The following is a 26,660-nucleotide window of genomic DNA, read 5'->3' as shown; positions in this document are numbered from 1 at the left end:
AGCAGGACAGATCTCATAACAAGAGGAAAAACATTTGGTCCACTTAGGCCAAACGTTTTTCCTTCAAATAAACCAGGACTAAAAATTGTCCTAACGTTGCGAATGGTTTCCAAGATCATATGGAGTTTCTTGATAAACATAATAATTTAACCAATTTGAAAACAGAAGATTTGAATGCGCTCTCCATCTTAATCGAGGCGGTAGTTTCTCATTATTTTTCGGGAAGTAATTATATGGTAATTGTATATTCAACCCTTTTTCCAAATCTCTTTCATATTCCTCTTGTAATGTTGATACATCATATTCTGAATGACCTGTCACAAAAATCTGCTTACCATTTTTTGATGCCACTATATAGACACCGGCTTCATCAGACATGCTTAAGATTTCGAGATCGTTCACTTGTTCAATGTCTTCTTTTCGGACATCCGTATGACGTGAGTGAGGAGCTAAAAAATCATCATCAAAACCTCTAAGTAATTTCACATTTTGTTTTTCAATTGTGTGATTGAAAACACCAAAAATCTTCCCGCCTAACGAATATTTGTTAATCCCGTAATGATGATATAACCCAGCTTGAGCTCCCCAACAAATGTGTAAGGTAGAGGTTACTTGATCCACACTCCAATTCATAATTTCTTGAAGTTCTTCCCAATAGGTTACGCTTTCGAACTCAAGCATTTCAATTGGTGCTCCCGTAATAATCATTCCATCAAATTTCATCGTCTTTACTTCATCAAATGTTTTGTAAAAACTATGCAAGTGTTCATGTGATGTATTTTTTGAAACATGTGTATTGGGATATAAAAATGATACTTCTACTTGCAGCGGGCTATTCCCTAATAAACGTAATAGTTGAGTTTCCGTTGTTTCTTTTATTGGCATTAAATTTAAAATGACAATTTTCAATGGTCGAATATCTTGTAAATAAGCTCGACTCTCGTTCATAACAAATATATTCTCCGCATTTAATATTTCTTTTGCGGGCAAATGATCAGGGATTTTAATAGGCATAGAACATTAACTCCTTTGTTCAAGTTTCAAACTAATAGTATGTAAAGTCCATCGTATCGTCATACTATTTTATGATATGATTGATATCATACAACATATCTTGTGAAAGAACATAACATTTCGATAATTTAACTTATCATGAAACAAACAATTCTGCAATTAATTAATCTATATAAAGGGTTGGTTGACTATGAAAATTAGATTAGAATGGCATTATCACGTTTTAAAAACGAAACAGTCTTTTTTTATGAAGTCTGAATGGATGTCCGTTGCTCATGCTCTTATGCTTAGTGATGACTTAGAAAAAACAGGACGACTCAAAAACATTGAGTTTTTTGACGAACACGATACTACCTGGACAAAGAAAGAACTTACAAAATTTCTAAAGCAGTTTGAAACGGAACCCCATGATGTTAAAGGTTATATCGATGGAGGATTTAACAAAGAATCGAAAAATGCCGGTATCGGTTTAGCAATTTATTATAAGCAAAATCACAAAAATTGGCGACTACGGTTTAACGATACCTTAGATCTCCTTGAAGATAATAATGAAGCGGAGTATGCAGCTCTTTACCTTTTACTTAGACAGTTAGAAGAATTGGAAGTACATCATCAAGCGATCACTGTTTATTCTGACTCTATGCTTGTCGTTAATCAAGCTTCTGGAGAATGGCCATGTTATGAAGAACATTATTTACAGTGGTTTAATCGGATTGATCAGCTTACTACTAAGTTAGGCTTAACTCTTCAATATGAGTTAATCGATCGTAGTCTGAATAAAGAAGCCGATCAGCTCGCAACTCAAGCCCTTGAGGGGACAAAAATTGAAGCGATTATTGAAATGACACGCTCACTCGATTGAGCCTCTTATCTGTTCCACTTAAATATATCGATTAATCTTGTACGTAGAATACCATCGCATTTTTCATATGAAGCTAAGACATCTTCATGCTGTTCAATATTTTTGTAAATCGCTCATCATCTACATATTTCATTAGTATTTAATGTATTATCTTGTAATTACTAACTAGCCTAGTCTTTGATTTAGATATTAATGAGAAAGTTTTATTTTATTACGCGAACCAACTATTTTAGGACTAAATCCAATGAGATTTAGCCCTAAAATTCAACCTTATTATGTATATTGTAAGAGTACTACCTTACCGATAATTAATAAACTGCACATCAATTGTTAGGTTTGCCCCTCTTATCGCAGCTATAATGGCCTGTAAGTCATCACGATTTTTGCCAGTAACACGAATTTGATCGTCTTGTATTTGGCTTTTTACTTTTACTCCGCTATTTTTAATAATGGTGTTAATCTTTTTTGCATGCTCTTTATCAATGCCTTGAATTAATTTCGCACGTTGGCGAACCGTTCCACCAGATGCACCTTCTAATTTACCATAGTCTAAATTTTTAATGGATACATCACGCTTAATTAATTTACTGATCAGCACGTCTTTTAATTGCTCCAACTTATACTCATCATCAGAAACTAACACAAGTTCTTCATTTTCGAACGTAATGCTGCTTTTACTGCCCTTAAAATCATAACGCGTAATAATTTCTTTTGTCGCCATCGTAACAGCATTTGTTACTTCAGACATATCAATTTTAGAAACAATATCAAATGAACTTTCTTTTGCCATGGTTAACCCTCCAGGTTATTATTTCCTTTATTATAGGTAAAAAAAACAAACGCTTCAACTAAACAGACCTATTCCTTTAATTTACGACCAGTTTTTCTTCTTTTTTTGTTTTGAGGTCGTTATTGATGCCTTTTAACGACCAGTTTCCCTCTTTTTTCACTTTGAGGTCGTTATTCATGCTTATTAACGACCGGTTTTCCTCTTTTTTTGTTTTGAGGTCGTTATTCATGCTTATTAACGACCAGGTTTCCTTCTTTTTTCGCTTTGAGGTCGTTATTCATGCTTATTAACGACCAGGTTTCCTTCTTTTTTCGTTTGTAGGTCGTTATTCATGCTTATTAACGACCGGTTTTCCTCTTTTTTGATTTATTTGGGGGTCGGCTATGAAGGGCTTCGTACTTACTGACTACTCAATCCTCAAATAGCAAACTAATTTAGCAAGTGACCACAGCTTTCGCATATAAGAGTGTCCTTGCTAATTATTTTACCAAACACAAATAAAACAATAAAAAGTCAAGTGTAAAACCTTTACGATTTTACACTTGACTTTCTGTGTTATTTCTTCACTTACCGACACTAATTTTTAGTGCTTATGATCTTTGTTTAGTCAACAATTGATGAGCCAAGTGATTTGAAAGCCTTGTATCCCCTAACGGCTCTCGAACTCGACCATATTCTTCGTGATGAAAATCAGAACCACCTGTTCTGTATAGAGTTTTCCCTAGCTCTCTCTCGATCAAATCTGTGATAGCTTCATAACGCTTAACCGCTTCTTCGTCATGATCTCGGTGATAAACCTCAATTCCATCAAGTCCCCAATCGCGGACCCAGTGAATTAAATCATCATCAACATGATAATAATCTGGATGGGCAACAATCGCGATTCCGTTTGTCCGATGAATCCAATTAATGGCTTCTTCAACCGACATTTCTTTTGACTTTTCTACATACCCAGGCTTCCCTTCGGCTAAATAAAGTTCAAAGGCATCTGCGACATCTTCCACATAACCAGCATCTATTAATGCCTTTGCAACATGAGGTCTACCAATACTGCCGCCATCTGTATGTTTAATCACTTGTTCAGGTTTGATCTTTAAATCAATCCGTTCTAGTTTTTCAATAATTGTATCCAATCGCTCTCTCCGAAGTTGCTTTTGCTTTTCGAGCATGATTTGTAATTCTTTATTTTTATAGTCAAATTGATAGCCTAATATATGAACACTTTTCCCTTTGTATTTCGTCGAAAACTCAATACCTGGGATTACCTGAATCCCGAGTTCCTCTCCGGTTCGAATGGCTTCTTCAATCCCGTCAACATTATCATGATCGGTTAGCGATACGATCTCAAGCTGCACTGCTTTGCACTTTTTCATTAAATCAGACGGTGAATAGCCACCGTCTGAAGCCGTAGAGTGCATATGAAGATCACTGTTTTTGTTTGCTGTCATTACCTTCTCATCCCTTATCTACTGATACTTGTATCTACTGATACTTGCCATGTAACTTGTCCTGTTCTTAAATGATCCGTATACACAAGCTCATACTCTGATCCAATTGGGACAACGAATGCTATTTCACCACGGTTTGTTCTTCCTGGATGGAGTTGGCCTCCAAGAATACCTTTTGTTTCAATTGATGTGTCCATACTATGAGCAAATCCTTCTTCATCGACTAACGTTAGTTTATATGATGAAAATTCATAAACCGTCTCTCTAACGTTTTTAAGTTCTATGTCAACAATTAAAACTTGATTTCCCTCTTCTTCCAAGACAGAATCAACACGAACTTCATTTAATATAATTTCAATCCCGCCTATTTCACGAACATCATCATTTGATAAGTCTTTTATAACCGTTTGTGCTTGGGAGGTTCCTGTTTCAAATAAATAAAATACATTATAACCCACAAGAACCATCAGACATGCACTTAAACCTACTAATAGAACGACTTTCCCTTTCATCATCTCTCTCCTTAACCAGTGTTTTAATGAACATACTTAGAAGACACTCGAATTAAGTTATGATGGTAGGAGGCTGTTTATGACAGCTTATTTCCACCACGAATCAAAAACCGTGACTGGTGTTTGGCGTTTGTGCTCTGTGTTCACATAACGAGTTTCGATTTTTTTTGCAATGGCAGGATCGACCGTTTTCCCTTCAAGGTAATCATCTAATTGTTCATACGTCATCCCTAAAGCAACCTCGTCTGGCAAACCAGGTTTACTATCTTCTAAATCAGCTGTTGGCACTTTTGTATAGAGGTGCTTTGGTGCACCAAGTTCCATAAGCAGAGCTTTTCCTTGTCTTTTAGTTAATCCAAATAGTGGAGCAAGATCACACGCACCGTCACCATGTTTTGTAAAAAAACCAGTGATTGCTTCAGCTGCATGATCTGTACCAATGACAAGACAGCCGAAATGGGCTGCTAAGTCATATTGAGCCTTCATTCGTTCCCGTGCCTTCGTGTTTCCTTTGTTAAAATCAGATAGTTGTTCTCCACCAGTTGCTGCACTAAATGCCTCCACAGAAGCATCAACAGCCCCTTTAATATTAACGGTTACTACTTGTGTTGGTTTAATAAATTCAATAGCATCTTGAGCGTCCTCTTCATCTTTTTGCTGTCCGTATGGCAATCTCACAGCATAGAAAGAAAACACCTTTTCCTTTTTTTCCTCATTTAATTCATTAATAGCCGTTTGTACTAATTTTCCGGCCAATGTGGAATCTTGTCCACCAGAGATGCCTAGTACGTATCCATTGGCACCAGAATGTATTAAATAGTCTTTTAAAAAATCAACACGTTGACGAATTTCCTGTCTAGGATCAATGGTTGGTTTCGTATTCAGATCTGAAATAATAGCAGCTTGATTTATTAACATGTTATTTCCTCCCTCACATTTATATGTACCTTTATTATAACAAGAAACGGGTTATTGTTGGAAGCAACGGACTAGATTCGTAAGTTGCTTTATTTTGCCTTCACTTCTTAAAATTTTTTCCTGCCACTCTCCAAGCAGATCAAAATGAGGATAACCGTCTCGTTCATGAATCCATTCAGCTCTTAAACCATATTGATTTCCCCACCGAACTAACTTATCCCGATCAGAGCAAGCCACCTTTGTCACCGTCGTACAATCAGGAAAGCGATCATCGAGCCAATAATGAGTTAAGAAAGCAATTTCCCCTTGGTTAGCTGCTGCCTTCCACTCTTTCAACATTGATCTATTTATGCCAAATGCCATTCCAATCCCCCGCCATTTTCATTTGTTCGATTATAGCATAGGTTCTCTCTTACTTACATTTGATAGTCCTTATTTTTATAATGGTCTTGATGTCAACAAGCATGTAGGCCTCTAAACTTCTTCTACCTTTATTCAAAGGAATTTAAACAAAAAAGCTGTTGAGAGTTACACATCTCAACAGCTTTTTTCTATTTTTCGTCTGGATAACCATTTTTACGTGCTTGCATTTCATCTGCAATTTCAGCTTCAAAACCTTGAATGCTTTCAACACGCTGTTTGTTTTTTTCTTTTATATGTTGTTTTTGTTCATCTTTCATATCCGTGTGAGCTACAGATTCCTCTGCAGCTTCAATGTTATGCTCTGTATTCTCTTTCATTTGTTGCAGCTTTTCAACATTGTCATTACGGTTATCTGGTTTTGCCATTCTCATTACCCCTTATCCATAAAGTCGCTTGCGCAAGCTTAGTATGGATAACAGAGCAGAGCTTATTCACTAAATTTACTTTTTTTTATTTGTTCATATTTTTGAAACCATTCTGGAAAAGCTTTTTTAAAAGCTGTTGGTTTAAACGTTTCTTTTTTCACGATAATATGAGTAGTCGTTCCTTCTACACAAATCTCATCTTGACCATTAACAATTTGATATCCATACACCGTTTTAATTCCATCATTTAGTTCAACCCACGTTTTCACAAAAGCTGAATCACCATACCGAACTGGTTTTTTGTAAGTAACTTGTACATTATAAACAGGAGCATAATACCCTGAGTTTTCCATTTCGATATAACTATAGCCAACATCTTCAATAAATCCACCTCTACCTAACTCAAAATATTTTAAGTAGTTAGCATGGTAAATAACACCCATCATATCCGTATCTGCGTATAAAATTTGAATTTCCCTTTTTGAAACGAACATTCGAATTCCCCCTAAGTTTTATTGTCGCTTTGTTGAAACTAATAATTGTACGTCTTCTTTTTCAATTGTAGCTAATTGTTTTGGTTCAAGTTTTTCATATTCAACTAAACGGAAAGCTTGAATTTGAATAAGTTCCTCAAAAAGATCGACAGCATAACGGCCATTCGCCTTGTGACCTGACTCTGAAACCATTTGCGATAATACTTCTTTTGCTTCTGATGTAAAACGATACCCCGTTTGTTCCGCACGTCTTTCAATGATTTCAATTAACTCTTGTTTTGAATAATCATCAAATTGAATATGTTTTTTAAAACGCGAGTGAAGACCGGGATTACTTTCTAGAAGCGCATTCATTTCTTTCGTATATCCTGCCAAAATGACAACCAAATTTTCTTCATGTTCGGTCATTTCTTGTACGAGTGTATTAATAACCTCTTTACCAAAATCCCCTGGCCCAGCAGACAGTAAAGAATAAGCCTCATCGATAAATAGAACCCCACCAAGGGAATCTTTCACTTTTTCTTTTGTTTTCTGTGCTGTTTGTCCAACATATCCAGCTACTAAATCTGCCCTACTTACAACTATTAAATGCCCCCGCTTCAATAAGCCTATTTCCCTTAGAGACTTAGCATACAATTTAGCGACCGTTGTCTTTCCAGTACCTGGGTTGCCCGTAAAAACGGAATGAACTTGAAGAGGTAACGTTTGTAAGCCAGTTTCCCTTCGTAATTGCTGAATCCGAACAAATGACGTAAATTGTGTAACTTGCTTTTTCACCTGTTCAAGTCCGATTAGATTCTCCAACTCACTTCTAGCAGTTTTTTCTTCAATATGGTGATTGGTTTCTTTAAAATCTTCCGCTTCCAATAAAACAAAGTCATCCGCTTGAGGATTCTCAAGTGACATGTGCGCTCCTTTTTGAAAGATCGCATCTAGGATGATGGATTTCGCTGCACGGGCATTCCCAAAAGACTCATCAACCTTTGCATTTTCAATTCGCTTAACAAATTCTTTCTTCGCCTCTGAAGTAAGTAAATAATCATTTTCAATAGCGACTAATTCACCAATTTCAAGTAACTCGTCAACGGAGTAATCGTCAATTTCAATTTGGTTCTGTTCGGGAAAACGACTTCTAAGTCCTGGATTTGCTCGTAAAAAAGTTCTCATCTCTTCTGGATAGCCAGCAAGAATAACAGAAAATGTCCCCGCATACTGACCACTTGTCATCGCTGATACAAGAGTATCAACTACAGTTTGACCATAATCATTACCTGCAGCGCCAGCCCTTCGTAAAGTATAAGCTTCATCTATAAACAATACTCCACCTTTTGCTCTTTCAATCGCCTTCAGTGTATTCTCTTCTGTTTGTCCAACAAAAGCACCTACTAGTTGTGATCGATCTATCTCATATACTTCATCACGTTCTAGTAATCCCAACTCAAAATAAATCTTAGCAATTAAACGAGCAAGATGTGTTTTTCCTGTACCTGGATTACCCTGTAAGATCATATGTAGATTGATACCGTCTTTTGTATGAAAACCCTGTTTCACACGTTCTTGTTGATAGTGAAGGAACTGATAAAGCTTCTCTACTCTTTCTTTCACCCCTTCAAGGCCAACCATGTTCTGCAATTCATCCAGCGCAGTTACATCGTTTTGCGTCACTTTGGAGGAAAAAAGCTCATCATTCCATTCATTCATTAATTGTTCAATCTGTTTCGTCGACTTCGTTATTTCCTGAAATTGTGATGCTGAATAATAAACTCCTGTCAGCGAATCAGCATACTCCTTCGTTGCTTTTAAAATAGTCTTAAATGGATCTTGAAACCTAACAATTAAATAAGAGATCGTATCTATCATTTGTACTTGATCGACATCTTCAACATATGGAAGAGATGATTTTACATCCTTCCATAGATTTTCGTATGTCTCCACGTACACAAAAAACCGTTCAGCTATTTGCTCGTACTCACTTGCTGTTATCTTCTTAGCAGAACCATGGTCCGTTTCACGAATTGGCGGGAATTTATCTGGTATTGGAATCGCCTTAAGAAAGTGCAGGAACTCATTTACCTTTAATTGGTGAGCTAGGGCATTGGCAGGATCAGAATTTAATGCCTCATTCAACCATCGGTCTACTAAATGATCGACCTTTCCAACTCTTTCAAATCGAGCTTTTGCAAGCATCGATAAAAGCACCGATTTATTCGGAACTACCCGCTTGTTCGCATCGTCGCTTTCCTCAAGCAGCTCAAGGAGTTCCCACGCCTTTCCTTCTTGGAAACGCTCCTCTCCAGACGAAACTCGCTGTAACCATAATTCTATTTTTTCAACTGTCCATGTTTCCTGTAACATGCTTAGCCTCACTTTCCAACCATCACGTTCCTCATTCTATCACGCTTACCCGGCCTTTGCATGCGTTGTGACTATTCTCTTTTGACGTTTTATCGATGTTCCAACATATACTCCAGTTACAACAAAAACGGCACCAACCAACGTCGCAATCGTTAGCGCTTCTCCTAAGAAAATGGTTGCCATAATCACAGCTGATACCGGCATAAAGTTAATGAAAATGGATGCCTTTGCAGCCCCTATTTTTTGAATACCATAATAGTATAGAATAAATCCGACGACCGTCACAAACACGCTCATATTCGCTATTGCTAACCAGGGCTTGGAAGAGTACTAGACCCTAAGCTCTCCCATGGTTTTTCAAATATAGAAAAGGGCATTAAAAAAAGCGTACCAAATCCTACTGCAAATGTAGTAGATACAATTGAACTGAGCTTTTCTAAAACCACCCGACCGATTACACTGTATCAAGCCCAAGAAACAAGCGCTCCCAATAAAATAAGATCAATTAGTTCAAATTGAAATCTGAATAAAACGATGATGTTTTCTTCGGTGATAATGATCACAGCACCTGAAAATGCAAGGAGAAGTCCAATAATATTTCTCTTTGTGATCGTTTCTTTTAGTAATAATCCAGATAGAAGCATAATTAACATTGGGTTTGCCCCAATGAACAACGAACTTTTGATGACTGGTGCATATTTACTCGCCAAAAAGAAACAAATGTTATACATCGAAATACCAGTCAGGCCGAGGAGAGCAAATAACAACCAATCTTTTTTGGTGATTTTAGGAATGTCCTTCTCCACTATCCACATAATTGGAAATAACAAAAGAGCTGCACCAAAAAAACGTAAGAAAGAAATCGTTGCGGGATCAAAGCACTCCCCCACGTGCTTGTAGAAAGTGTTAACATCCTATAAATCATCTATCGTTTCTTTCTATCCCCACTAAAGCCTTCTTCCCCCTTTATTTTTCGAGTATCGAAATAGGCACTAAAAAGAGAGGAGCCCCTGCCTTAATGGCAGTACACTCCTTCTTCCATTACATTTCTTGCATATGTTTCAATCAACTGGCCATCCTCAGCAAGGAAGTCAATAGGGTGTTGGTCTGCCCATTTTTCATTACTTGAGACGACATTGATAAACGTATCTTTTTCAAGTTGAGCAATATACGAACCACCTTCATAATGGATCTGAACACGAGCAACATCAACCGGCTCACTAATCATTCCAAATGTGACATACGTATATTCAAAATCTTCTTTATGCCAATTACCACTTTTCACACGAAATGTTCGAATTTTTTGTCGCTCATCGATCACTGACGTACCGCCAATCGTAAGCATGGCAGTTGGTAGTCTCATATAACCGCCTTCAACTTGAATTAATTTTTCAGCGACTAAATCAGTAGAATCAACAGTATAAACTACATATACTTCTTCTTCTTCTTGATATTCGGTGGTTAAAATTTTGATGTCTACTGTTGAATCGTATGTTTGTGAGATCGCTTTTTCAATCGTTGTGAAAACCGTCTCATCACGTTCATCTAAACCAATTTCAACACTGAGCATTGCACCTAAATAAAGCACAACAACGCTAAAAAGAAAAAATAAAGTCGATTTCAGATGTTGATGCGATCGTATCAATGCACGCATTGCTATTATAAACAAGATAATGGCAATGACACCCATACAAACAGTGAAAATCGAAATCGTAAAATCGATTCTTCCAATTCCTAATTGATTACCGATAAAGAACTGCATCAACCACGATATCTTTTCGGTTTGCAAAGTTTGAGCGACCACATGTGGAGGAGTTTGTTCTGTCATGACAGCCGAAATTGAGAAAATAATAAATGCAATAATAGATTCGACCCGGAACGAACGTTTCACACGATCATTTTTCGCCGGTTTTACTTTTTGGAATCCAAGTAACAGGTGATGGAAACCAAAAGCTAACAAAGGCAAGAACATTAAATGTTTAATGAATAAGAGTTGACCGTAGTTAAGCAACCATGCTTGAACATATTCGGGTACGATCGAAGCCATCAGCATAAAACCAGAAACAATAATGATGATGACTGCTGCACCTGCTGTCACTGAAAACCACTGAAAAAAACGATTAGGGTCATTCCACTCGCGAGAGAACCAGCCAACAACTGATAACGTCCCCACCCAAACGGATACTGCCAATAAATGCAAAGAATTACCTAAAAATCCAAACCAGCCAGCAACCGATGTACCATGACTAGACCAACTGGACATCACTATCAGAAGAAAAACCTCAGCCAAAGCAACACTATTGATCCAGTTTTTATTAGATGAAAGACAAACCAGTAATCCAATCACTATGATGACTGCAACTAAAAATGCTTGCCCTACAGAATATTCTAAGAAAACGGTACGAATAGATTGTAACAACGGAACAGAAAATCCAGAATAAATCGTCCATGTCACTCGAACTACAGGGACTAAGAGTAAAATAGGGATCATAATGATCAACCATTTAATAAGCTGAAGGGGTATATGAATGGCTGGACGTCTAGCTTCAGATATGTTTCTGAGTAAAAAGAAGCCAGTTACAATTGACAGACAAATATAGAGGGTTACGTTTGCTATTGATAAAAGCATTAACGAGCCCTCTTAATGATGAATTCAACTAGAAAAATCAACCCAATAGCACCTGTTATAAGGATAGGCAGTAATAATCGACCTAAAGAAGGTTCTACCACAGCCTCTTCTTCTCGAGTGGGTATTTCTTCGTTTCTTTCATCGTCAAACTCGACTGAGTCTTTTAAATCTGGCTTTTCTTCTATAGCATCAACTACTTCATATTCTAGGACCTCAAATGAATAACTTCCTTCTATTTGATGGGTATCTTCACCAAGTGCTCTCCACTCTACTGTATAGCTACCAGGTAGCAATGGATCTGTTAGACTAAGTTTTAATACAGGACTTTCTACCTCGATTTCTTCAATTGCAATCTCTTCATTTTCCAGATTAAAAACGGTTGCCGTACTGACAGACTCAATAGCTGCATTAAAAATAAGAATAATTTCATTAACAGCTTCTGTAACTTCATCGCCCTCAGCGGGGTTCGATTCTATCAAATAAGAATGCGCACTAATAGGCACTGGTATTAATAACAAAAAAATAAAAAGCAATCCAATATATTTACTCAATTCATCACCTTTTCCAACTAATCCACTTTGTTTTATCATTTTAACAGATAACCCTATCTACGAAAAGAATTACTCTTTTAATTCTTCATGAATACTCCCACCACTTAATTCCCATACAGGTATTTAAAATAAGGTACTCTTGGCAACTAGAAGTGACGCAAACTCGAGTAGGACAACTTTGCAAATTTATGAGAGAATAATACTTGTAGAAAGAAAGGGCCTGAAAAAAACCTTTTAGCAGATTCGAGGAAGCAGCAATGGCTCCACACGTTGCGCACCTGCTATGAGAAACCCACTCATAGCAGACTTTAAAACAAAGCAACGGTTCCACTCATTGCTTAAAGGGCACTGAAAAAAAGGTGAAAATCGTACCTTTTTTAAGTGCCCTTGTAGAAAGGAAGGATCAAATGAGGAAAGGTTTAGTATTGCTAAGTTATTTATTAATTGCTCTCTTTATGTATCTCTACGGTGAATCATTATTAAATTGGATTCGTCAAGGTGGTACCGACTATATGTTGGTAACAGCCATGCTAGCAACCTTTTTCGCTTTATTTCCTATTATTCCGTATCCGATCATAGGCGGGATTCTTGGAGCCGCTTACGGACCTATTTCAGGAAGTCTTGTAATATGGTTAGGCTCATCATTAGCGTCCGTTCTCATGTTTGCGTTCGTCCGTTACGGCTATCAGGATTGGGGCAAGAAATGGCTGTATAAATATGATCGACTTTCTAAGATCACAAAAATGTTTGAACAAAATGCGTTTATGACCATCTTTTTAACAAGACTTATTCCAGTGATTCCATCTATCATTATCAATATCTATTCGGCTTTAAGTCGTGTTTCTTTTATTCGTTACACCATTGCATCCTCATTAGGAAAAATACCGGCTATGATTTTATTTGCGACTGTTGGTAATTCGATCGTGAACAACCCAAATGATTTGCTTTTTCTAACAATATTTTATGGGATTTTCTTATTAGTTGTTTATTATGCTTTCAAACTGTTCAATCACTTTACCCTTATAAACAAAGGTAAAGGTGGATCTCATTAATTTAAGGGTTTAAAAGCTGGCCCAAAAATACAGGCAATTAACATTAGTATGTTATTGTATATAGGGTGAAAAGAGACCAAATCTTAAGTTAGATTTAGTCTCTTTTCCTGTCACTTACGACTTTAAGTCTCAAAATCAATTAATTGTCGTCCGATAAACTTAATTCTTATGTACGAATGTATACGATCCGCTTCATCAACCTAAAAATAATAGAAAAAATCATGTATCCAATCGTTGCACCAACTGTATTTAAAATAACATCATCCACGTTTGCAACTCTATAAGTAAATAAAAATTGACTCACTTCAATAAAAAGAGACAGACAAAAACCAATTGCTATTATATAGACAACCCGTCTCCATTTAACCCAAATAGATGGGATAAGAAATCCTAGCGGCATAAACAAAACAACATTTCCAACCAAAATACGAATAGGATCACTGATCGTCGGACTAAATACCGCTATTCGGTATATGCTACGAAACGGAATAAAATTATAATTTCTCCCCCCAGGACCAACTGGGCCAAGTGAAGCTCCGTAATTCCAAGCCAATAAAGTAACATAAAATAAAGCAGTTAAATACACCAAAAACAAAAATTTACGAAATAATTGCCGATGTCTCATGTCTCCCCTACCTCCTCATGCATGACATCACTTTTCTTTATTATTCCGTTAATTGCTTTGTATGACAAGCATTTTCAATCGACAACTTTATTTTATATAACTAACTTTGAAGAGAAAACGTTTACAGAGTTGATTTCATCTCGATTTTTACTTTTTGAAAATTTAGTAAACCCTGAAGCTCGATTGGCTTCAGGGCTGAAATTTATTTATCCTTTAGGAGGTACATAATCAGGTTGTTCGTTACTTTTTTGTGCCATTTTCTTTCCGTTGTTTGCCCTTGATTTGACGGGCTGCGTCCCAAGATGGTCCGGACGGAATTGTGCGAAATTTGACTTTGTGCTATTGCTTTTCATAAGTAACCCCTCCCTACTAATAGGTTACCTCTAAAGAGCAATTTTATTCACATCTCTATTTTGTTAACAGACGATCTTCTTTGCTCCCAGCGCTCTTCAAGTCGATCTAGAGCTTCTTTATCATTCATTAACTTTTCTCTATTTTCTTTAACTAATTCCTCAAATGATAATTTTCTGACTCTTCTCATGATAAAACACTCCTTTACTTTTAAACCATTATGTTCAAAAAGAAGTGTTTTTATACATTATTTTGGACTTACGTAGATTTGACCTGATTCATCAATAGTCATAACGAATATTTCTTTTGGATTGGCGAAGCCCTTTGTTTGAATTTGTTCCCTTAGCCAGTCAAGCGAACCAAACTTTTCTACATTCGCTTCAATAATGCGCCCATCTTCAATTAAAACTGACGTATATCCTTTTGATGGAACGTTTTTTTCTAGATCATTTAAAGTTACACTTTCATAATTTGATTTTTTTATCACACTAACCGAACCATTCATTTCTAAGATCGCATAATCTACCTCAGATAAATCAGTTGCGTTATTTTGCCTAAGGTCCATGAGAAAAGCTTCAAGCGTAATCTTGGCTTTTCTTAATTCTTTATGCAAGATTTTACCGTGTTTCATTAAAATAACAGGCTCATCCTCAATCACTCGTCTGAAACGTGGCGTTTTTAATGCTAAAATCGTTAATGAAAGATGAAGTCCCGCTATCATTGCTGCGGCTCCAACCGGTCCTGCAAGGGGAATTTCTCCATCTGTTAATGGTTCTCCTAGTATATCTCCAATAACTACACCAAAGATAAAATCAAGCGCATCAATCGAACTCATCGAGCGCTGCCCTAGCACTTTAACGATTAAAAAAATATAAAAATAAACAATAGCTGCTCGAATCATATAGCCGTAAACAGGTAAACCTTCAGCACCTTGCCAGAAATCAAACAACTTAATCCCCTCCGTTCTGCCTCTCTTTCTAACTGTTCTAAACAACGAACCAAGTCTAAAATTTTTTAGACCTGGTTGCTACACAATTTATGAATGTTGATTTCGATTCATTTTTTCAGCTTCACGCTCTGCATAAGATTCAAATCCAGTCTCTGGATGATTGTCTTTCCCTTGTTTTTTAGCGTTGTTATTTCTTTGAGCATTAGCATTACCCTTTTTTTGTCTTCCCAATTGAATTACCTCCTATTCTTTATTAATCTGTTTTAGGATGTGCAACTTTCATTTCAATATAAATGAATTTATAATTTTTCATATTTGGATGTGTAAAACAAAAAAACTTCATCCCAAAAGGGATGAAGTTTTTTCTTATTTATTAGCAAGCTTGTTACGAAGTACCATCTGTAAAATACCACCATGACGGTAGTAATCCATTTCCACTTCACTATCAAAGCGAACAAGGACTTCAAAATTCGTTTGCTTGCCATCTTTATCTGTTGCAGTAACTTGAACCATTTCACGAGGTTGAACATCATTCGTGATTGCTACAGAGAATGACTCTTCTCCTGTTAATCCAAGTGTTTCAGCGTTATCGCCATCCTTGAATTGAAGTGGAAGAACACCCATAAGAACAAGGTTACTACGGTGGATACGCTCATAGCTTTCAGCAATAACTGTCTTAATGCCAAGAAGGTTTGTACCTTTAGCAGCCCAGTCACGTGAACTTCCCATACCGTAATCTTTACCAGCTAAGATAGCTAGGCCTGTTTCTTGCTCTTTGTATTTCATTGCAGCATCATAGATTGCCATCACTTCGCCAGTTGGCCAGTAAGTTGTGACTCCACCTTCTGTACCAGGAGCGATTTGGTTACGAATGCGAATGTTTGCAAATGTACCTCTCATCATAACATCGTGGTGACCACGACGTGAACCGTATGAGTTAAAATCCTTTGGCTCTACGCCTTTAGAAATCAAGTATTTCCCTGCAGGAGTGTCTTTACCAATTGCACCAGCTGGTGAGATATGGTCAGTTGTTACTGAATCACCAAATTTACCGATCACACGTAGGTTAGACAATGCCTTGATATCTTCAGGTTCTGGTGAAAGATTTTCAAAGAAAGGCGGGTTCGCGATGTAAGTAGAATCTTCATTCCACTTGTAAAGCGCGTCATCCGTTGTTTCAATATCATTCCAACGGTCATTGCTGTCAAATACATTTGAATATTCACGAGCAAATAGCTCAGGCGTTACAGTCTCAGAAACGACTTTCGAAATTTCATCAGCAGTAGGCCAGATATCTGCGAAGTAAACATCCTTACCGTCTTGGTCTTTACCAAGTGAATCATTTTGTAAGTCTATATCCACTGTACCTGCAAGCGAATAAGCTACAACAAGTGGTGGAGAAGCCAGATAGTTTGCCTTAACTAAAGGATGAATACGTCCTTCAAAGTTACGGTTACCTGATAGGACAGATGTAACGGTTAAATCATTTTCTGCAATAGCTGATTCAATTTCGTCTTCAAGAGGTCCGGAGTTTCCAATACATGTTGTACAGCCGTAACCAACTAAATGGAAACCTAACTTTTCCATGTATGGTAAAAGCCCAGAATCTGTAAGGTAGCCTGTTACAACTTTAGAACCAGGAGCTAAAGATGTCTTAACGAATTCAGGTACCTCAAGTCCACGTTCCACTGCTTTCTTCGCAACAAGACCTGCCCCAATCATTACATAAGGGTTAGAAGTGTTGGTACAGCTAGTAATCGCAGCAATTGCAATAGCACCTGTTTTCATTGTTGTTTCGCGACCATCTTTGTATTTAACAGCAACTTCTTTATCAAATTCTGCTTCTGTTTGTCCTAAACCTTGAGTTCCTTGAGGCGCTACTACTGCATCACGGAAAGATTTCTGCATACCAGAAAGTGGAACAAGATCTTGAGGGCGCTTAGGACCAGAAAGATTTGCTTCAATTTCGCTAAGATCAATTTCAACTGTATCCGTATAAGTTGGATCAGCCGTTTCGCCAGCTACATAGAACAATCCATTTGCTCTGCAATAAGCTTCAACAAGCTTAATTTGCTCTTCAGAACGACCTGTTAAACGCATATAGTTTAGTGCTTCTACGTCGACTGGGAAGAAACCACAAGTTGCACCATACTCAGGTGCCATGTTTGAAATGGTTGCACGGTCAGCAAGCGGCATTTCCGCAAGACCAGGTCCGAAGAATTCGACGAATTTACCGACAACTTTTTTCTCACGTAATACTTGAGTAACTTTTAAAGCAATATCAGTTGCTGTAGTCCCAGTTGCTAGTGTACCTGTTAGCTTTACACCGATAACTTCTGGAACTGGGAAGTAAGATGGTTGTCCAAGCATTCCTGCTTCAGCTTCAATACCACCAACACCCCAACCAAGTACACCAATACCGTTGATCATAGTAGTATGTGAATCCGTACCAACTAGTGTATCTGGGAAGGCAACCGTTTCACCATCTTTTTCAATAGCATGAACAACATTTGCAATGTGCTCAAGGTTAACTTGATGGACGATTCCTGTTGCTGGAGGAACAGCTTGATAATTATCAAAAGCTTTCTTTGCCCAGCTAAGGAACTGATAACGCTCTTCATTACGTTGGAATTCTAGGTCCATATTAAAGTTAAGTGAATCAAGCGAACCCGCTTTATCAACTTGTACAGAGTGGTCAATAACTAAATCAACAGGAATTTCAGGGTTGATTTGATCTGGGTTTCCACCAAGGTCAGCCATTGCTTTACGTAATGAAGCAAGGTCAACCACTGCAGGAACTCCAGTGAAATCTTGAAGAATAACACGAGAAGGTTTGAATGGAACATCAATTTCTTTCAGTTCATCTGTTCCCCACTTCGCTAAGTTTTCTACATGCTCTTCCTTGATGACATAGCCGTCATATTGACGAAGAACGGATTCTAGTAACACCTTAATTGAATATGGTAGTTTTGATACATCACCTAAACCTGCATCTTCTAAAGCCTGTAATGAGTAATAATTAATTGTTTTTCCATCCAGAGAAAAGGATGATCGTGCCTTGTATACATCGTTTTTCTTTGACATATGTAACCCCTCCTTCACAAGACTAATATACCTTAAACTGTCGAGATTGTCTAAACAGATCGACTCCCCCGTCGCTTTTAACCACTTAGAAAGCGCTTAATTGAATCGACAAAAACAGTCCCTTTATAGAATAGCAAAAGTTCAGTAAAGAATAAATATATTTTTTTATTGTTTCACATAAACTTTTACCAAGATCAGGATTAAAAAACGATCAGCAGACGCTTTTTCCACTATAAATTTTGCATAATACGAGTATTTGGAACAAAAAGTATGAGATGGGAGGTGTTAAAATGACTAAGCAAAGGTCACATGAGAAAGATAAGCGAGTGCTAGAAGGAGAACAAGATCAAAAAAGACCCTTAAATGAGCCATTAACAGAAATGGAACGCCAAAATAATAAAAGAACAAAAAAACGCCAGTAAATGAACTCGAGGCCACTGAAAAAGATAGGATTTTCACCTTTTTCAGTGGTCTTTAAGCAACGTGTGGAGCCATTGCCGCTTCTTGAATCTGCTAAAAAGAACTTTTTAAGCACCCTCAATGAACTCAAGAGGGTATTTCATGACTTCAGTTCGTTAAGTCACTTGAAATACGTTTCTTCCTTTTTTTTATGATCAACCTTCAAGATCGCAACATTACTATTTATTTTCCCTCCTGCTTTTTCGAGCAGCATAAATTGCCTTTTTTATCGGAAATTGGCTAACCATCCAGCCCCCTAAAATAAGCTTCACTTTATCATGTGTTAAACCACTATGAATATACGTATACTCCCCGTATTTACTGCCATACTACAATCGAGGAGGGATTCTAAAATGACAGAACATAATACATCCAAAGACCAACGAAGAAACCAACCAAAAAATGCTCGTTCCGGACAACCAGAACCGTTAAGCGGATCTAAAAAGGTAAAAAAACGCAACCAAGTGGGACAAACTGACGGAGAAGGATAAATTTTTTGAAGCACATTAAGAATTTAGTGCAACCGCAATGGACAAGGTCCACTTCGGTTGCATTTTCTTTACAACCGAAAAAATGTTAAGGGTGACTACAAGGTAGGATAAAATCCGGATAATTAAAATCTTAGTACGATAAAAAAACAACATTTAGCTTCATGTAATCGTTGCAAAGAAGCTTGTCCAAGTCCCCCCTTACACTGAAAGTTAGTCAGCCTTTTTGTTTTGCCGCTCCAATCGTTGATCTCTTCGCTTCTTTCTTTGTTGAAAACGTTCCTCTGCATTTTCATAATGCCATTTTTCGTCATCCGTCTCTGGTAGAACTGGCGGTACTACCGTTGGCTTCCCTTCGCTATCAAGAGCAACAAATGTTAAATAAGAAGTCGCTGTTAGTCGACGCTCGCCCGTTAAAAGATCTTCCGCTTCGACCTTAACAAAAATTTCCATCGATGTCTTTCGAGTATAAGAAACATATCCTTCTACACAGATAGCCTCTCCAGTTCTTATAGGTGAAATAAAATCTAAACTGTCACTTGATGCAGTGACAACCATAGTACGAGCATGTCTCATTGCTGAAATACTCGCAACTTTATCAATATAGGCCATGACGTTTCCACCGAAAATTGTCCCGTGATAATTTGTATCCGGAGGAAGCACGAGATCGGTTAAAACCGTCCTTGATTCTGATGAATTTTTCCCATCCATTAGTTATCTCAACTCCTGCTCAATTTCTTGAAGTCTTTTATGTAAGTCAACAAATTATTCTTCTTCGATTGTTCGATAATCAAGAGCTATTTTTCCATCAATGATTCGTGAAACGACAGCAGGTACACCATTCCTTAGTTTTTCATGCATGTCTTGTGCTTTTATTGCTGAATTAGAAACAAGTAAAATCTCCGTATCAAGCTTCACTTCCGGCATCGTTCCCCCGCCCACTTGAGACACACCATCCTCTATCTTTATTGTCCAAAATGGAGACAAATCAGAAAGAAACATTTCCATTTTACGTCGAATGTCCTTTTTAGATAATAATATAGATCGTAGGGTAGGAAGCTTACTGCTGACCGTTGGCTCATTAGCATATTCTTTTAATGTGGCCTCTAACGCAGCTAACGTCATTTTATCAACGCGTAATACCCTGGGTAACTGATGTTTTTTCAAGCGATCAATCCATTCTTTCTTTCTTTCTTTCTTTCCGGCAATGATGCCTGCTGCGGGCCACCTAAAAGTTTATCTCCACTAAATGTTACAAGATCAGCTCCTTTTTGCAAAGCTTTAGAAACCGTCGGCTCTTGACCAATCCCATTTTTTTTAAGGTCATAGATCGCACCACTACCTAAATTTTCGTAAAGAATCAGCTCCTGCTCATTTACTAAAGGCTTTAATTCTGAAATCGGAACTTCTTTTGTGAATCCAATGATTTTAAAATTACTTGTATGTACCTTCAAGATCATAGCGGTGTCATCCGTAATCGCTCGTTCATAGTCATACAAATGCGTTTTATTCGTTGTTCCTACCTCAATTAACTTGGCACCGCTCTCCTCCATAATCGAAGAAACACAGAAAGAACCTCCGATTTCAACAAGTTCCCCACGCGAAACAATCACTTCTTTTTGCTTTGCTAAAGCTTTCAATACGAGATATACAGCTGCTGCGTTGTTATTAACGACCATAGCAGCTTCTCCCTCCCGTCGTTTCCTTCACTAACTCTTCAATTAGATCATGACGGGATCCTCTTTTGCCTAGTTCTAAGTTATATTCTAAATTTGAATAGGAATAGGCTGTTTCAATCACTTGACGAATGGCCTTTTCACTGAGCCTTGCTCGACTAAGATTCGTATGTAACACAGTACCTGTTCCATTGATTACTCGTCTTAGCTTATAAGTGCAGTGATGACTCAGACGCTCTGATATGCTTAAAAAAATGGCATCCTCAATGCCAACTCTGTTTAGCTGTTCTTTTTGTGCAAAGGATTCCCTGCCTAATATCAGCAACCGCCTCTTGCAACCACTCCGTTAGCTTGTCCTGAAACCTGATCTTGTTCTTGCAACCTTATAAATCGTTGATCCTGCTTTAACTCATGAATCGCAGGTCATTGTCTCAACAGAGAATTCACCTTGATTGACCACCCTTCATTTTATAAGAGGGCGTTGATAAAAATACCTGACCTAACTAAATGTCCATCTTAAGAACACTCTAATAAGGTCAGATCAATGACTCACCCTCATTTATGCATTCATTTGTTCCATTTTTCCAATAAGATGTTTAGAGCTAGGGAATTTCCCTGTCTCCTTCTTAGAATAAATCTTTTCACCATTTACAGTAACTTCAAAAACTCCACCCTTACCAGTAATAAGGTTTACTTCTTTCACTTTCCCGCGGAAGTGATCAAGTAGCTCATCCGTGACACTCACGGCTTTTGGTGCATAATTTCACATCATACAAAATTCAACTGAAACTTTATATTCCATGCAATTCAATCTCCTTTACAATGTTTTCACTTATATTGTAGGATAAGACAATGAAGGATGCAAAAAAAATGCATGTAATAGGCACACTAAATGTGTTCCCATTGAAAGATATAGGAGGTGTCCCGGTTGGACAAAAAAGAAGAAATCCGCTTAACTTCATTCTCAACAAAAGCTGGTTGAGGCTGTAAAATTGGTCCTGAAGACCTGGCGCAAGTTTTGCGTCATTTACCTAAACAAACGCACGATCCAAATTTACTTGTCGGATTAGATACATCTGATGATGCAGGGGCTTATCGTCTCACTGATGATTTAGCCATGATTCAAACGGTTGATTACTTCACTCCCGTTGTCGATGATCCTTATATGTTTGGTCAAATTGCTGCTGCAAATGCTTTAAGTGATGTTTATGCGATGGGCGGAAAACCAACGACTGTCATGAATATCGTCGGCTTTCCTATCACAAAGTTACCACCAGAAATTCTAGCAGATATTTTACGTGGTGCAGCAGATAAAACTAAAGAAGCTGGCGCTATTATCGTCGGTGGACACTCGATAGATGACCAAGAACCTAAATTTGGTTTATCTGTAACAGGACTTGCTCATCCCGACCGTATCTTTAAAAACGTTGGAGCAAAACCAGGTGATCTACTCGTTCTAACAAAGCCGATTGGTGTTGGAATTTTAACAACTGGTATTAAGCGTTCTGCTGTCACAGCTGAACAAGAGCAAGCTGTTACCGAAACAATGGCCCTTTTGAATAAACTAGCTGCTGAAAAACTAGAAGGATTACATCCAAATGCAGTTACAGACGTTACGGGATTTGGTCTTCTTGGTCATAGTTACGAGATGGCAAAAGGAAGTGACGTTACATTCGAAATTCAAATCGATAACATTCCGATGCTTGATGGGACCCGCGAATTAGCTGAACAAGGCATTGTTCCAGGTGGTTCTAAAGCGAATGAGCGTTGGCTTGAAGGTTGTGTCGATTACTCCGAGACGATTACCGCTGTTGAAAAGAGCATTCTCTGTGATGCGATTACATCTGGCGGCTTGCTTGTAAGTTTCCCTCCAGATGAAGCTAATCAATATGTTGCTTCCATGCATCAAGCTGGTGCTCACGCAACGATCATTGGAAGTGTAAGCGAAAAATCAGACAAATCAATCGCTGTAAAATAAGAAAAAAAATGGAACTAACCGTCTTTTTAGAAGCAATAAGCGGGACCGCTTCTTATCTTTTTAAATTTAATGACAGTGGGGTTCTTGTTATTAAACTTAGCAAGCGTGTGAAGCCACTGTCACCTTCGAATTGGCTTTAATTCTTTATTAAAACCCTTCCCTTACCTTTTAAAAAATAACCGCTTAGGTGTTTAGCCTAAGCGGTTATTTCCCTACCCTACTATATCATTCTGCGTCTTTTTGTGCCGTTTTGAGTAATGCTTTATAACCAGAGCGAGTTAAATTAAATTCTTCATCAACAAAATTTGCTTTGAGCAATGCTTCAATCGTATTTTCTGATAAAGATGAAGAAATAACAGCTTGAACTCTCTTATTCAGCGTTGCGATAGATGCTCCTTCAATATTTTTCACTTCAATAGAGGCCGCTATTTCCTTCATCGGATCTGCTTTGACAAAATACTTCTTCGTTTCAAGCACAGCTTGCTGCAACTTGCCTTTCACAATCATCAGATCTTGCATGATATGAGAGCGCTCTGACTCTTTCTGCTTAATTCTTTCTAAATACGTTTGTTTTTCTCGTTCATTTAGTTCTGCTTTTGTAAATAGTTCCTCAAGCATTTGCGTACGATCTAAATCAATTTTTTCTAGTTGCTCTTCTTTCTCGGTTACAGTCTTTTCAAAAATCCTTGTGTGCTGATCCGCTATTTCTTCTACAACCGGTGGGCCACCCTCTTCTTTATGGCTATCCTTTAACATATTTACCTTTTTATTTAAGAAAAAGGCTGTTCCCATTAAAAAAAGGACAACAAACAATTTAAATAATAGATCGTGCTGGACAATCGTAAATACAAGAACCATTCCAATAAGAAGACTAACTATTTTAATAGCCTTATTAACTGACGCTTTTGTTTTGACGACTTGATTTAGTTTTGTTCGTAGGTGTTTTTGTCGCATCATTTTTCTCCTCTCCCTTTCTCGACTGGGAAACTGATAATCAATCGATATTTTAACATATTCCCCCTATGACAAAGGATCTATTTTTTTGTCCCAAAACGTACAACATACAACAAAAAGGCTAATCCATGATTGAATTAGCTCCACCTTTTATTGATATATCTTTGCAAACATACGCTCATCCACTTCTTCTGGTTTGCCATCAAAAATTAATCGCCCATCACGAAAAGCAATGATTCTTGTTGCAAACTCTTTCGCCAATTCAACATCATGAACATTAATAATCGATAACAATCCTCGTTCTTCATGAATTCGTTTCATCAGTTGAAATATTCTTCTGGAAGTGGATGGGTCTAAGCTCGCAACTGGCTCATCACCTAGTAATAGTTTGGGATCTTGCAGCAAAGCTCTTGCAATGCCTACACGTTGCTTTTGTCCACCACTCAATGCTTCCACTCGTTTATCGGCATATTTTGCTAAGCCCACTTCTTCAAGAGCCAAGTATCCCCTTTGCTTTTCTTCTTCAGAGAAAATACCGAGTAAGTTCTTATAAGAGGGTCTCCTACCAAATGCTCCAGTTAATGTATTTTGAAAAACCGTCATCCGTGGGATCAAATTAAAATGCTGAAAAATCATCACCATCTCTGAACGAATGTGCCTCATTTTCCCTTCAGATAATTTTGTTAAATCCGTTCCTTCCCAATTGATTAAACCTGATGTCGAGAGTTGAAGACGATTAATGGAGCGAATAAACGTTGATTTACCCGCACCACTTTTTCCTAACACACAGACAAATTCACCTTTTTCTAACGTTAGGTTTAACTGGTCGATTGCATTTTCTTTTGATTTCGGATATCGCACAACTAAACCTTCAGTCATCAACATGTCTTTCCCCCCCTTCATATCACCCTTGCGCGTATTCGTCCACCGACAAAATCAACGAAAATTACGAGGATCATAATCAGGACAATATCTAGCGCAACTGCGGTATAATAAAAACTTTGGAAATGATTAAAGAGCTGCTGACCAATACCTCCACCACCAATAAAACCTAAAATAAGTGAAGTACGTATCGCAACCTCAAACCTATAGAAATATTGTGAAAGAACATTTGGCCAAATTTGTGGCAAGATTGAAAATAGATGACCAGTCCACTTTGTTGCCCCAACCGAACGCATCGCTTCCTGCGGACCATTGTCAGCGGCTTCAATCAACTCAGAAATAAGCTTCCCTAACACTCCAATGTTGTGTAAAATAATGGCTAATACAGCTGCAAATGGACCAAGTCCAAAAGCAGAAACAAAAATTAAACCAAAAACAATTTCAGGAATTGAACGAAGGGCACTTAATCCCCCTCGTACAGAACCATACATCGCTACCGTTCCACTTGTATTTTTGGCTGCAAGGAAGCTAAGAGGCAACGCGACTAGTATAGCAAGAAACGTTCCTAAAAACGCCATAGCAAGTGTAACTAAACTGTGATACGCCATTCTCGGAAAAAGGGACCACTCAATTGGAAAAAAGCGAGTGGTCACCATGTCGACAATATTTCCGATTTGCGTAAGCTTTCTCCATTGAAAGTCCGTCATATCCATACTCCACCAGAGTGCAACTAGAATGAGTAAGATATAAACAATATAGCGCCTACGAAACCAAACCATATTAAGTAAGCCCCTACTCTAACGTCAGCATATCAAATTCACGGGCTGCTTCTAACACATCGGCATATTGACTATCATCCGCCTCAACAAAGCGAGTTGCTCCACCAAAAATACGAAGAATTTCTTCGTCCTCGATTTCGGCATATGCCTGTTGAAGTTGCTCAATTAATTCGTCACTCGTATCAGCTGGAACAACCCAAGGATACTGATAAAGTTGCTCGGACTGCCACAGTACTTTAATATCATCACGAAGAGTCCCACCATGTGCTTCATCTTCTTGCATGAGCGCTTCTAAGATCGCACTATCAACAGCACCTGCATCTACTGTTTGATCTTGAACAAGCGTCGTCACGATGTCATGAGAACCAGCAAATTGAATTTGATTAAAGGCATGATCATCCTCACTTTCATAAAAGCCTAGTTTACGTAAATGAAGACCTGGAATTAAATGACCTGACGTTGAAGAAATACTCGCAAATGCGAAGTCAACTTCTGCTCTTTCTTCTAGCATATCGTCAAGATTTTCCCATTCACGATCAGCATGCGTAATAATATTCGAATAATAGTACGGGCTTCCATCGACTTCTTGGGTAATAATAGCTTGTGCTCCACTTTGTTCGTGAGCAATAATATACGTTAACGGTCCCAAGAAAGCTAGGTCAATATGACTGTAGTTGATTGCTTCAACAACCGCGTTGTAATTCGGATATTGTTCCACTACTACATCGCGACCAAGACGCTCTGACAAATGTATTTCTAAATTATCAAGACCTGTTTGCATTTCTCCCATTGATTGCGAAGGGATAACTGCCACTACAAACTCGCTATCGTCTTGTTCTGTTGCCTCGTTCTCATCTATCGTCGGTGATTGTACAACTTCATCAGGCTCATCCGCTGCACCACATGCACTTAACGTAAGCGCAAGACCTAATGTAACGATCCATTTTTTCATGTTCTCTCCACCTTTTTATAAATAGAATTGCATTGTAAAATTTACCACCCAGCTAACATATTGTAAAGCA

Annotated in this window: 30 protein-coding genes and 2 pseudogenes; 5 read left to right on the top strand and 27 right to left on the bottom strand. The window is 37.9% G+C overall.

The window, feature by feature from the left end:
* Window positions 1–90: 90 nt before the first annotated feature.
* Entirely contained in the window at window positions 91–1,014 is a 924-nt protein-coding gene (metA, locus tag LDX58_RS06700; RefSeq protein WP_227936080.1) for a homoserine O-acetyltransferase MetA, read from the bottom strand.
* A gap of 190 nt (window positions 1,015–1,204) precedes the next feature.
* Here metA and LDX58_RS06695 point away from each other — a divergent pair, with 190 nt between their 5' ends.
* Window positions 1,205–1,876 carry a reverse transcriptase-like protein gene (locus LDX58_RS06695; protein ID WP_227936079.1) on the top strand — a complete coding sequence of 224 codons (672 nt, stop codon included), beginning with the start codon at window positions 1,205–1,207 and terminating at the stop codon, window positions 1,874–1,876.
* A gap of 298 nt (window positions 1,877–2,174) precedes the next feature.
* On the opposite strand, the gene LDX58_RS06690 is transcribed toward LDX58_RS06695, so the two are convergent.
* The 12 genes from LDX58_RS06690 to LDX58_RS06635 form a co-directional block, all read right to left on the bottom strand.
* Window positions 2,175–2,666, bottom strand: a complete 492-nt coding sequence (locus LDX58_RS06690; RefSeq protein WP_227936078.1) for a YajQ family cyclic di-GMP-binding protein — start codon at window positions 2,664–2,666, stop codon at window positions 2,175–2,177.
* A 590-nt stretch (window positions 2,667–3,256) separates the two neighbouring features.
* On the bottom strand, window positions 3,257–4,114 hold the full coding sequence (locus LDX58_RS06685) for a PHP domain-containing protein (RefSeq protein ID WP_227936077.1): 858 nt from the start codon (window positions 4,112–4,114) through the stop codon (window positions 3,257–3,259).
* Window positions 4,115–4,128: 14 nt separating this feature from the next.
* Window positions 4,129–4,626, bottom strand: coding sequence for a DUF4352 domain-containing protein (locus LDX58_RS06680; protein ID WP_227936076.1), 498 nt, complete (start codon window positions 4,624–4,626; stop codon window positions 4,129–4,131).
* A gap of 87 nt (window positions 4,627–4,713) precedes the next feature.
* Window positions 4,714–5,544 (bottom strand): NAD(+) synthase, encoded by an 831-nt coding sequence (nadE, locus tag LDX58_RS06675; RefSeq protein ID WP_227936075.1) that lies wholly within the window; start codon window positions 5,542–5,544, stop codon window positions 4,714–4,716.
* Between the two features lie 51 nt (window positions 5,545–5,595).
* Window positions 5,596–5,907, bottom strand: coding sequence for a hypothetical protein (locus LDX58_RS06670; RefSeq protein WP_227936074.1), 312 nt, complete (start codon window positions 5,905–5,907; stop codon window positions 5,596–5,598).
* A gap of 188 nt (window positions 5,908–6,095) precedes the next feature.
* A complete protein-coding gene (gene tlp, locus LDX58_RS06665; RefSeq protein WP_227936073.1) occupies window positions 6,096–6,332 on the bottom strand; it encodes a small acid-soluble spore protein Tlp in 237 nt (78 codons plus the stop codon).
* 62 nt (window positions 6,333–6,394) lie between these two features.
* Window positions 6,395–6,826: an acyl-CoA thioesterase gene (locus LDX58_RS06660; protein ID WP_227936072.1), complete on the bottom strand. Its 432-nt coding sequence runs from the start codon at window positions 6,824–6,826 to the stop codon at window positions 6,395–6,397.
* Window positions 6,827–6,844: 18 nt separating this feature from the next.
* Window positions 6,845–9,181 (bottom strand): AAA family ATPase, encoded by a 2,337-nt coding sequence (locus tag LDX58_RS06655; protein ID WP_227936071.1) that lies wholly within the window; start codon window positions 9,179–9,181, stop codon window positions 6,845–6,847.
* 45 nt (window positions 9,182–9,226) lie between these two features.
* Entirely contained in the window at window positions 9,227–9,466 is a 240-nt protein-coding gene (locus tag LDX58_RS06650) for an EamA family transporter (RefSeq protein ID WP_308017473.1), read from the bottom strand.
* Between the two features lie 179 nt (window positions 9,467–9,645).
* Window positions 9,646–10,071 carry a DMT family transporter gene (locus LDX58_RS06645; RefSeq protein WP_227936070.1) on the bottom strand — a complete coding sequence of 142 codons (426 nt, stop codon included), beginning with the start codon at window positions 10,069–10,071 and terminating at the stop codon, window positions 9,646–9,648.
* A gap of 125 nt (window positions 10,072–10,196) precedes the next feature.
* Window positions 10,197–11,810, bottom strand: a complete 1,614-nt coding sequence (locus tag LDX58_RS06640; RefSeq protein ID WP_227936069.1) for a CopD family protein — start codon at window positions 11,808–11,810, stop codon at window positions 10,197–10,199.
* A complete protein-coding gene (locus LDX58_RS06635) occupies window positions 11,810–12,400 on the bottom strand; it encodes a copper resistance CopC family protein (RefSeq protein ID WP_227936068.1) in 591 nt (196 codons plus the stop codon). Before LDX58_RS06635 ends, LDX58_RS06640 begins: the two co-directional genes overlap by 1 nt.
* A gap of 368 nt (window positions 12,401–12,768) precedes the next feature.
* On the opposite strand from LDX58_RS06635, the gene LDX58_RS06630 reads away from it, so the two are divergent.
* Entirely contained in the window at window positions 12,769–13,413 is a 645-nt protein-coding gene (locus LDX58_RS06630) for a TVP38/TMEM64 family protein (protein WP_227936067.1), read from the top strand.
* A 166-nt stretch (window positions 13,414–13,579) separates the two neighbouring features.
* Here LDX58_RS06630 and LDX58_RS06625 read toward each other — a convergent pair whose 3' ends face one another.
* The 6 genes from LDX58_RS06625 to acnA form a co-directional block, all read right to left on the bottom strand.
* Complete coding sequence (locus LDX58_RS06625; protein ID WP_227936066.1) at window positions 13,580–14,038, bottom strand: VanZ family protein; 459 nt, start codon at window positions 14,036–14,038, stop codon at window positions 13,580–13,582.
* A 206-nt stretch (window positions 14,039–14,244) separates the two neighbouring features.
* On the bottom strand, window positions 14,245–14,391 hold the full coding sequence (locus LDX58_RS06620) for an acid-soluble spore protein N (protein WP_227936065.1): 147 nt from the start codon (window positions 14,389–14,391) through the stop codon (window positions 14,245–14,247).
* A 47-nt stretch (window positions 14,392–14,438) separates the two neighbouring features.
* On the bottom strand, window positions 14,439–14,579 hold the full coding sequence (locus LDX58_RS06615; RefSeq protein ID WP_227936064.1) for an FbpB family small basic protein: 141 nt from the start codon (window positions 14,577–14,579) through the stop codon (window positions 14,439–14,441).
* Window positions 14,580–14,636: 57 nt separating this feature from the next.
* A complete protein-coding gene (locus tag LDX58_RS06610) occupies window positions 14,637–15,338 on the bottom strand; it encodes a DUF421 domain-containing protein (protein WP_227936063.1) in 702 nt (233 codons plus the stop codon).
* An 87-nt stretch (window positions 15,339–15,425) separates the two neighbouring features.
* Window positions 15,426–15,569 (bottom strand): protein YpzF, encoded by a 144-nt coding sequence (gene ypzF / locus LDX58_RS06605; RefSeq protein WP_227936062.1) that lies wholly within the window; start codon window positions 15,567–15,569, stop codon window positions 15,426–15,428.
* 135 nt (window positions 15,570–15,704) lie between these two features.
* Window positions 15,705–18,422 carry an aconitate hydratase AcnA gene (gene acnA / locus LDX58_RS06600; protein ID WP_227936061.1) on the bottom strand — a complete coding sequence of 906 codons (2,718 nt, stop codon included), beginning with the start codon at window positions 18,420–18,422 and terminating at the stop codon, window positions 15,705–15,707.
* Between the two features lie 290 nt (window positions 18,423–18,712).
* Between acnA and LDX58_RS06595 the strand changes: the two genes are divergently transcribed.
* Entirely contained in the window at window positions 18,713–18,844 is a 132-nt protein-coding gene (locus LDX58_RS06595; protein WP_227936060.1) for a small acid-soluble spore protein O, read from the top strand.
* Window positions 18,845–19,234: 390 nt separating this feature from the next.
* On the top strand, window positions 19,235–19,372 hold the full coding sequence (locus LDX58_RS06590; protein WP_227936059.1) for a small acid-soluble spore protein P: 138 nt from the start codon (window positions 19,235–19,237) through the stop codon (window positions 19,370–19,372).
* A gap of 210 nt (window positions 19,373–19,582) precedes the next feature.
* On the opposite strand, the gene LDX58_RS06585 is transcribed toward LDX58_RS06590, so the two are convergent.
* The 4 genes and pseudogenes from LDX58_RS06585 to LDX58_RS06575 form a co-directional block, all read right to left on the bottom strand.
* Entirely contained in the window at window positions 19,583–20,080 is a 498-nt protein-coding gene (locus LDX58_RS06585; RefSeq protein ID WP_227936058.1) for an acyl-CoA thioesterase, read from the bottom strand.
* A 54-nt stretch (window positions 20,081–20,134) separates the two neighbouring features.
* A pseudogene (gene selA, locus LDX58_RS06580) lies at window positions 20,135–21,048 on the bottom strand (L-seryl-tRNA(Sec) selenium transferase).
* Window positions 21,038–21,370, bottom strand: a complete 333-nt coding sequence (locus LDX58_RS26395; RefSeq protein WP_308017471.1) for a hypothetical protein — start codon at window positions 21,368–21,370, stop codon at window positions 21,038–21,040. Before LDX58_RS26395 ends, selA begins: the two are co-directional and overlap by 11 nt.
* A 234-nt stretch (window positions 21,371–21,604) precedes the next feature.
* Window positions 21,605–21,796 (bottom strand): annotated as a pseudogene (locus LDX58_RS06575) (Rdx family protein); the annotation flags it as partial.
* A 177-nt stretch (window positions 21,797–21,973) separates the two neighbouring features.
* On the opposite strand from LDX58_RS06575, the gene selD reads away from it, so the two are divergent.
* Window positions 21,974–23,023, top strand: coding sequence for a selenide, water dikinase SelD (selD, locus tag LDX58_RS06570; protein WP_265416589.1), 1,050 nt, complete (start codon window positions 21,974–21,976; stop codon window positions 23,021–23,023).
* A gap of 225 nt (window positions 23,024–23,248) precedes the next feature.
* On the opposite strand, the gene LDX58_RS06565 is transcribed toward selD, so the two are convergent.
* The 4 genes from LDX58_RS06565 to phnD form a co-directional block, all read right to left on the bottom strand.
* Entirely contained in the window at window positions 23,249–23,980 is a 732-nt protein-coding gene (locus LDX58_RS06565) for a hypothetical protein (protein ID WP_227936055.1), read from the bottom strand.
* A 147-nt stretch (window positions 23,981–24,127) separates the two neighbouring features.
* Window positions 24,128–24,862 (bottom strand): phosphonate ABC transporter ATP-binding protein, encoded by a 735-nt coding sequence (phnC, locus tag LDX58_RS06560; RefSeq protein WP_227936054.1) that lies wholly within the window; start codon window positions 24,860–24,862, stop codon window positions 24,128–24,130.
* Between the two features lie 14 nt (window positions 24,863–24,876).
* Entirely contained in the window at window positions 24,877–25,638 is a 762-nt protein-coding gene (gene phnE / locus LDX58_RS06555) for a phosphonate ABC transporter, permease protein PhnE (protein WP_227936053.1), read from the bottom strand.
* A gap of 13 nt (window positions 25,639–25,651) precedes the next feature.
* Window positions 25,652–26,590: a phosphate/phosphite/phosphonate ABC transporter substrate-binding protein gene (gene phnD / locus LDX58_RS06550; RefSeq protein ID WP_227936052.1), complete on the bottom strand. Its 939-nt coding sequence runs from the start codon at window positions 26,588–26,590 to the stop codon at window positions 25,652–25,654.
* Between the last annotated feature and the right edge of the window lie 70 nt (window positions 26,591–26,660).

It is taken from the genome of Alkalihalobacillus deserti (assembly GCF_020734105.1).
GTDB classification, from domain to species: Bacteria; Bacillota; Bacilli; order Bacillales; family Bacillaceae_D; genus Halalkalibacter; species Halalkalibacter deserti.
The sequence above is the reverse complement of the archived record's forward strand: the minus strand, read 5'-3'. Positions and strand labels throughout refer to the sequence as shown.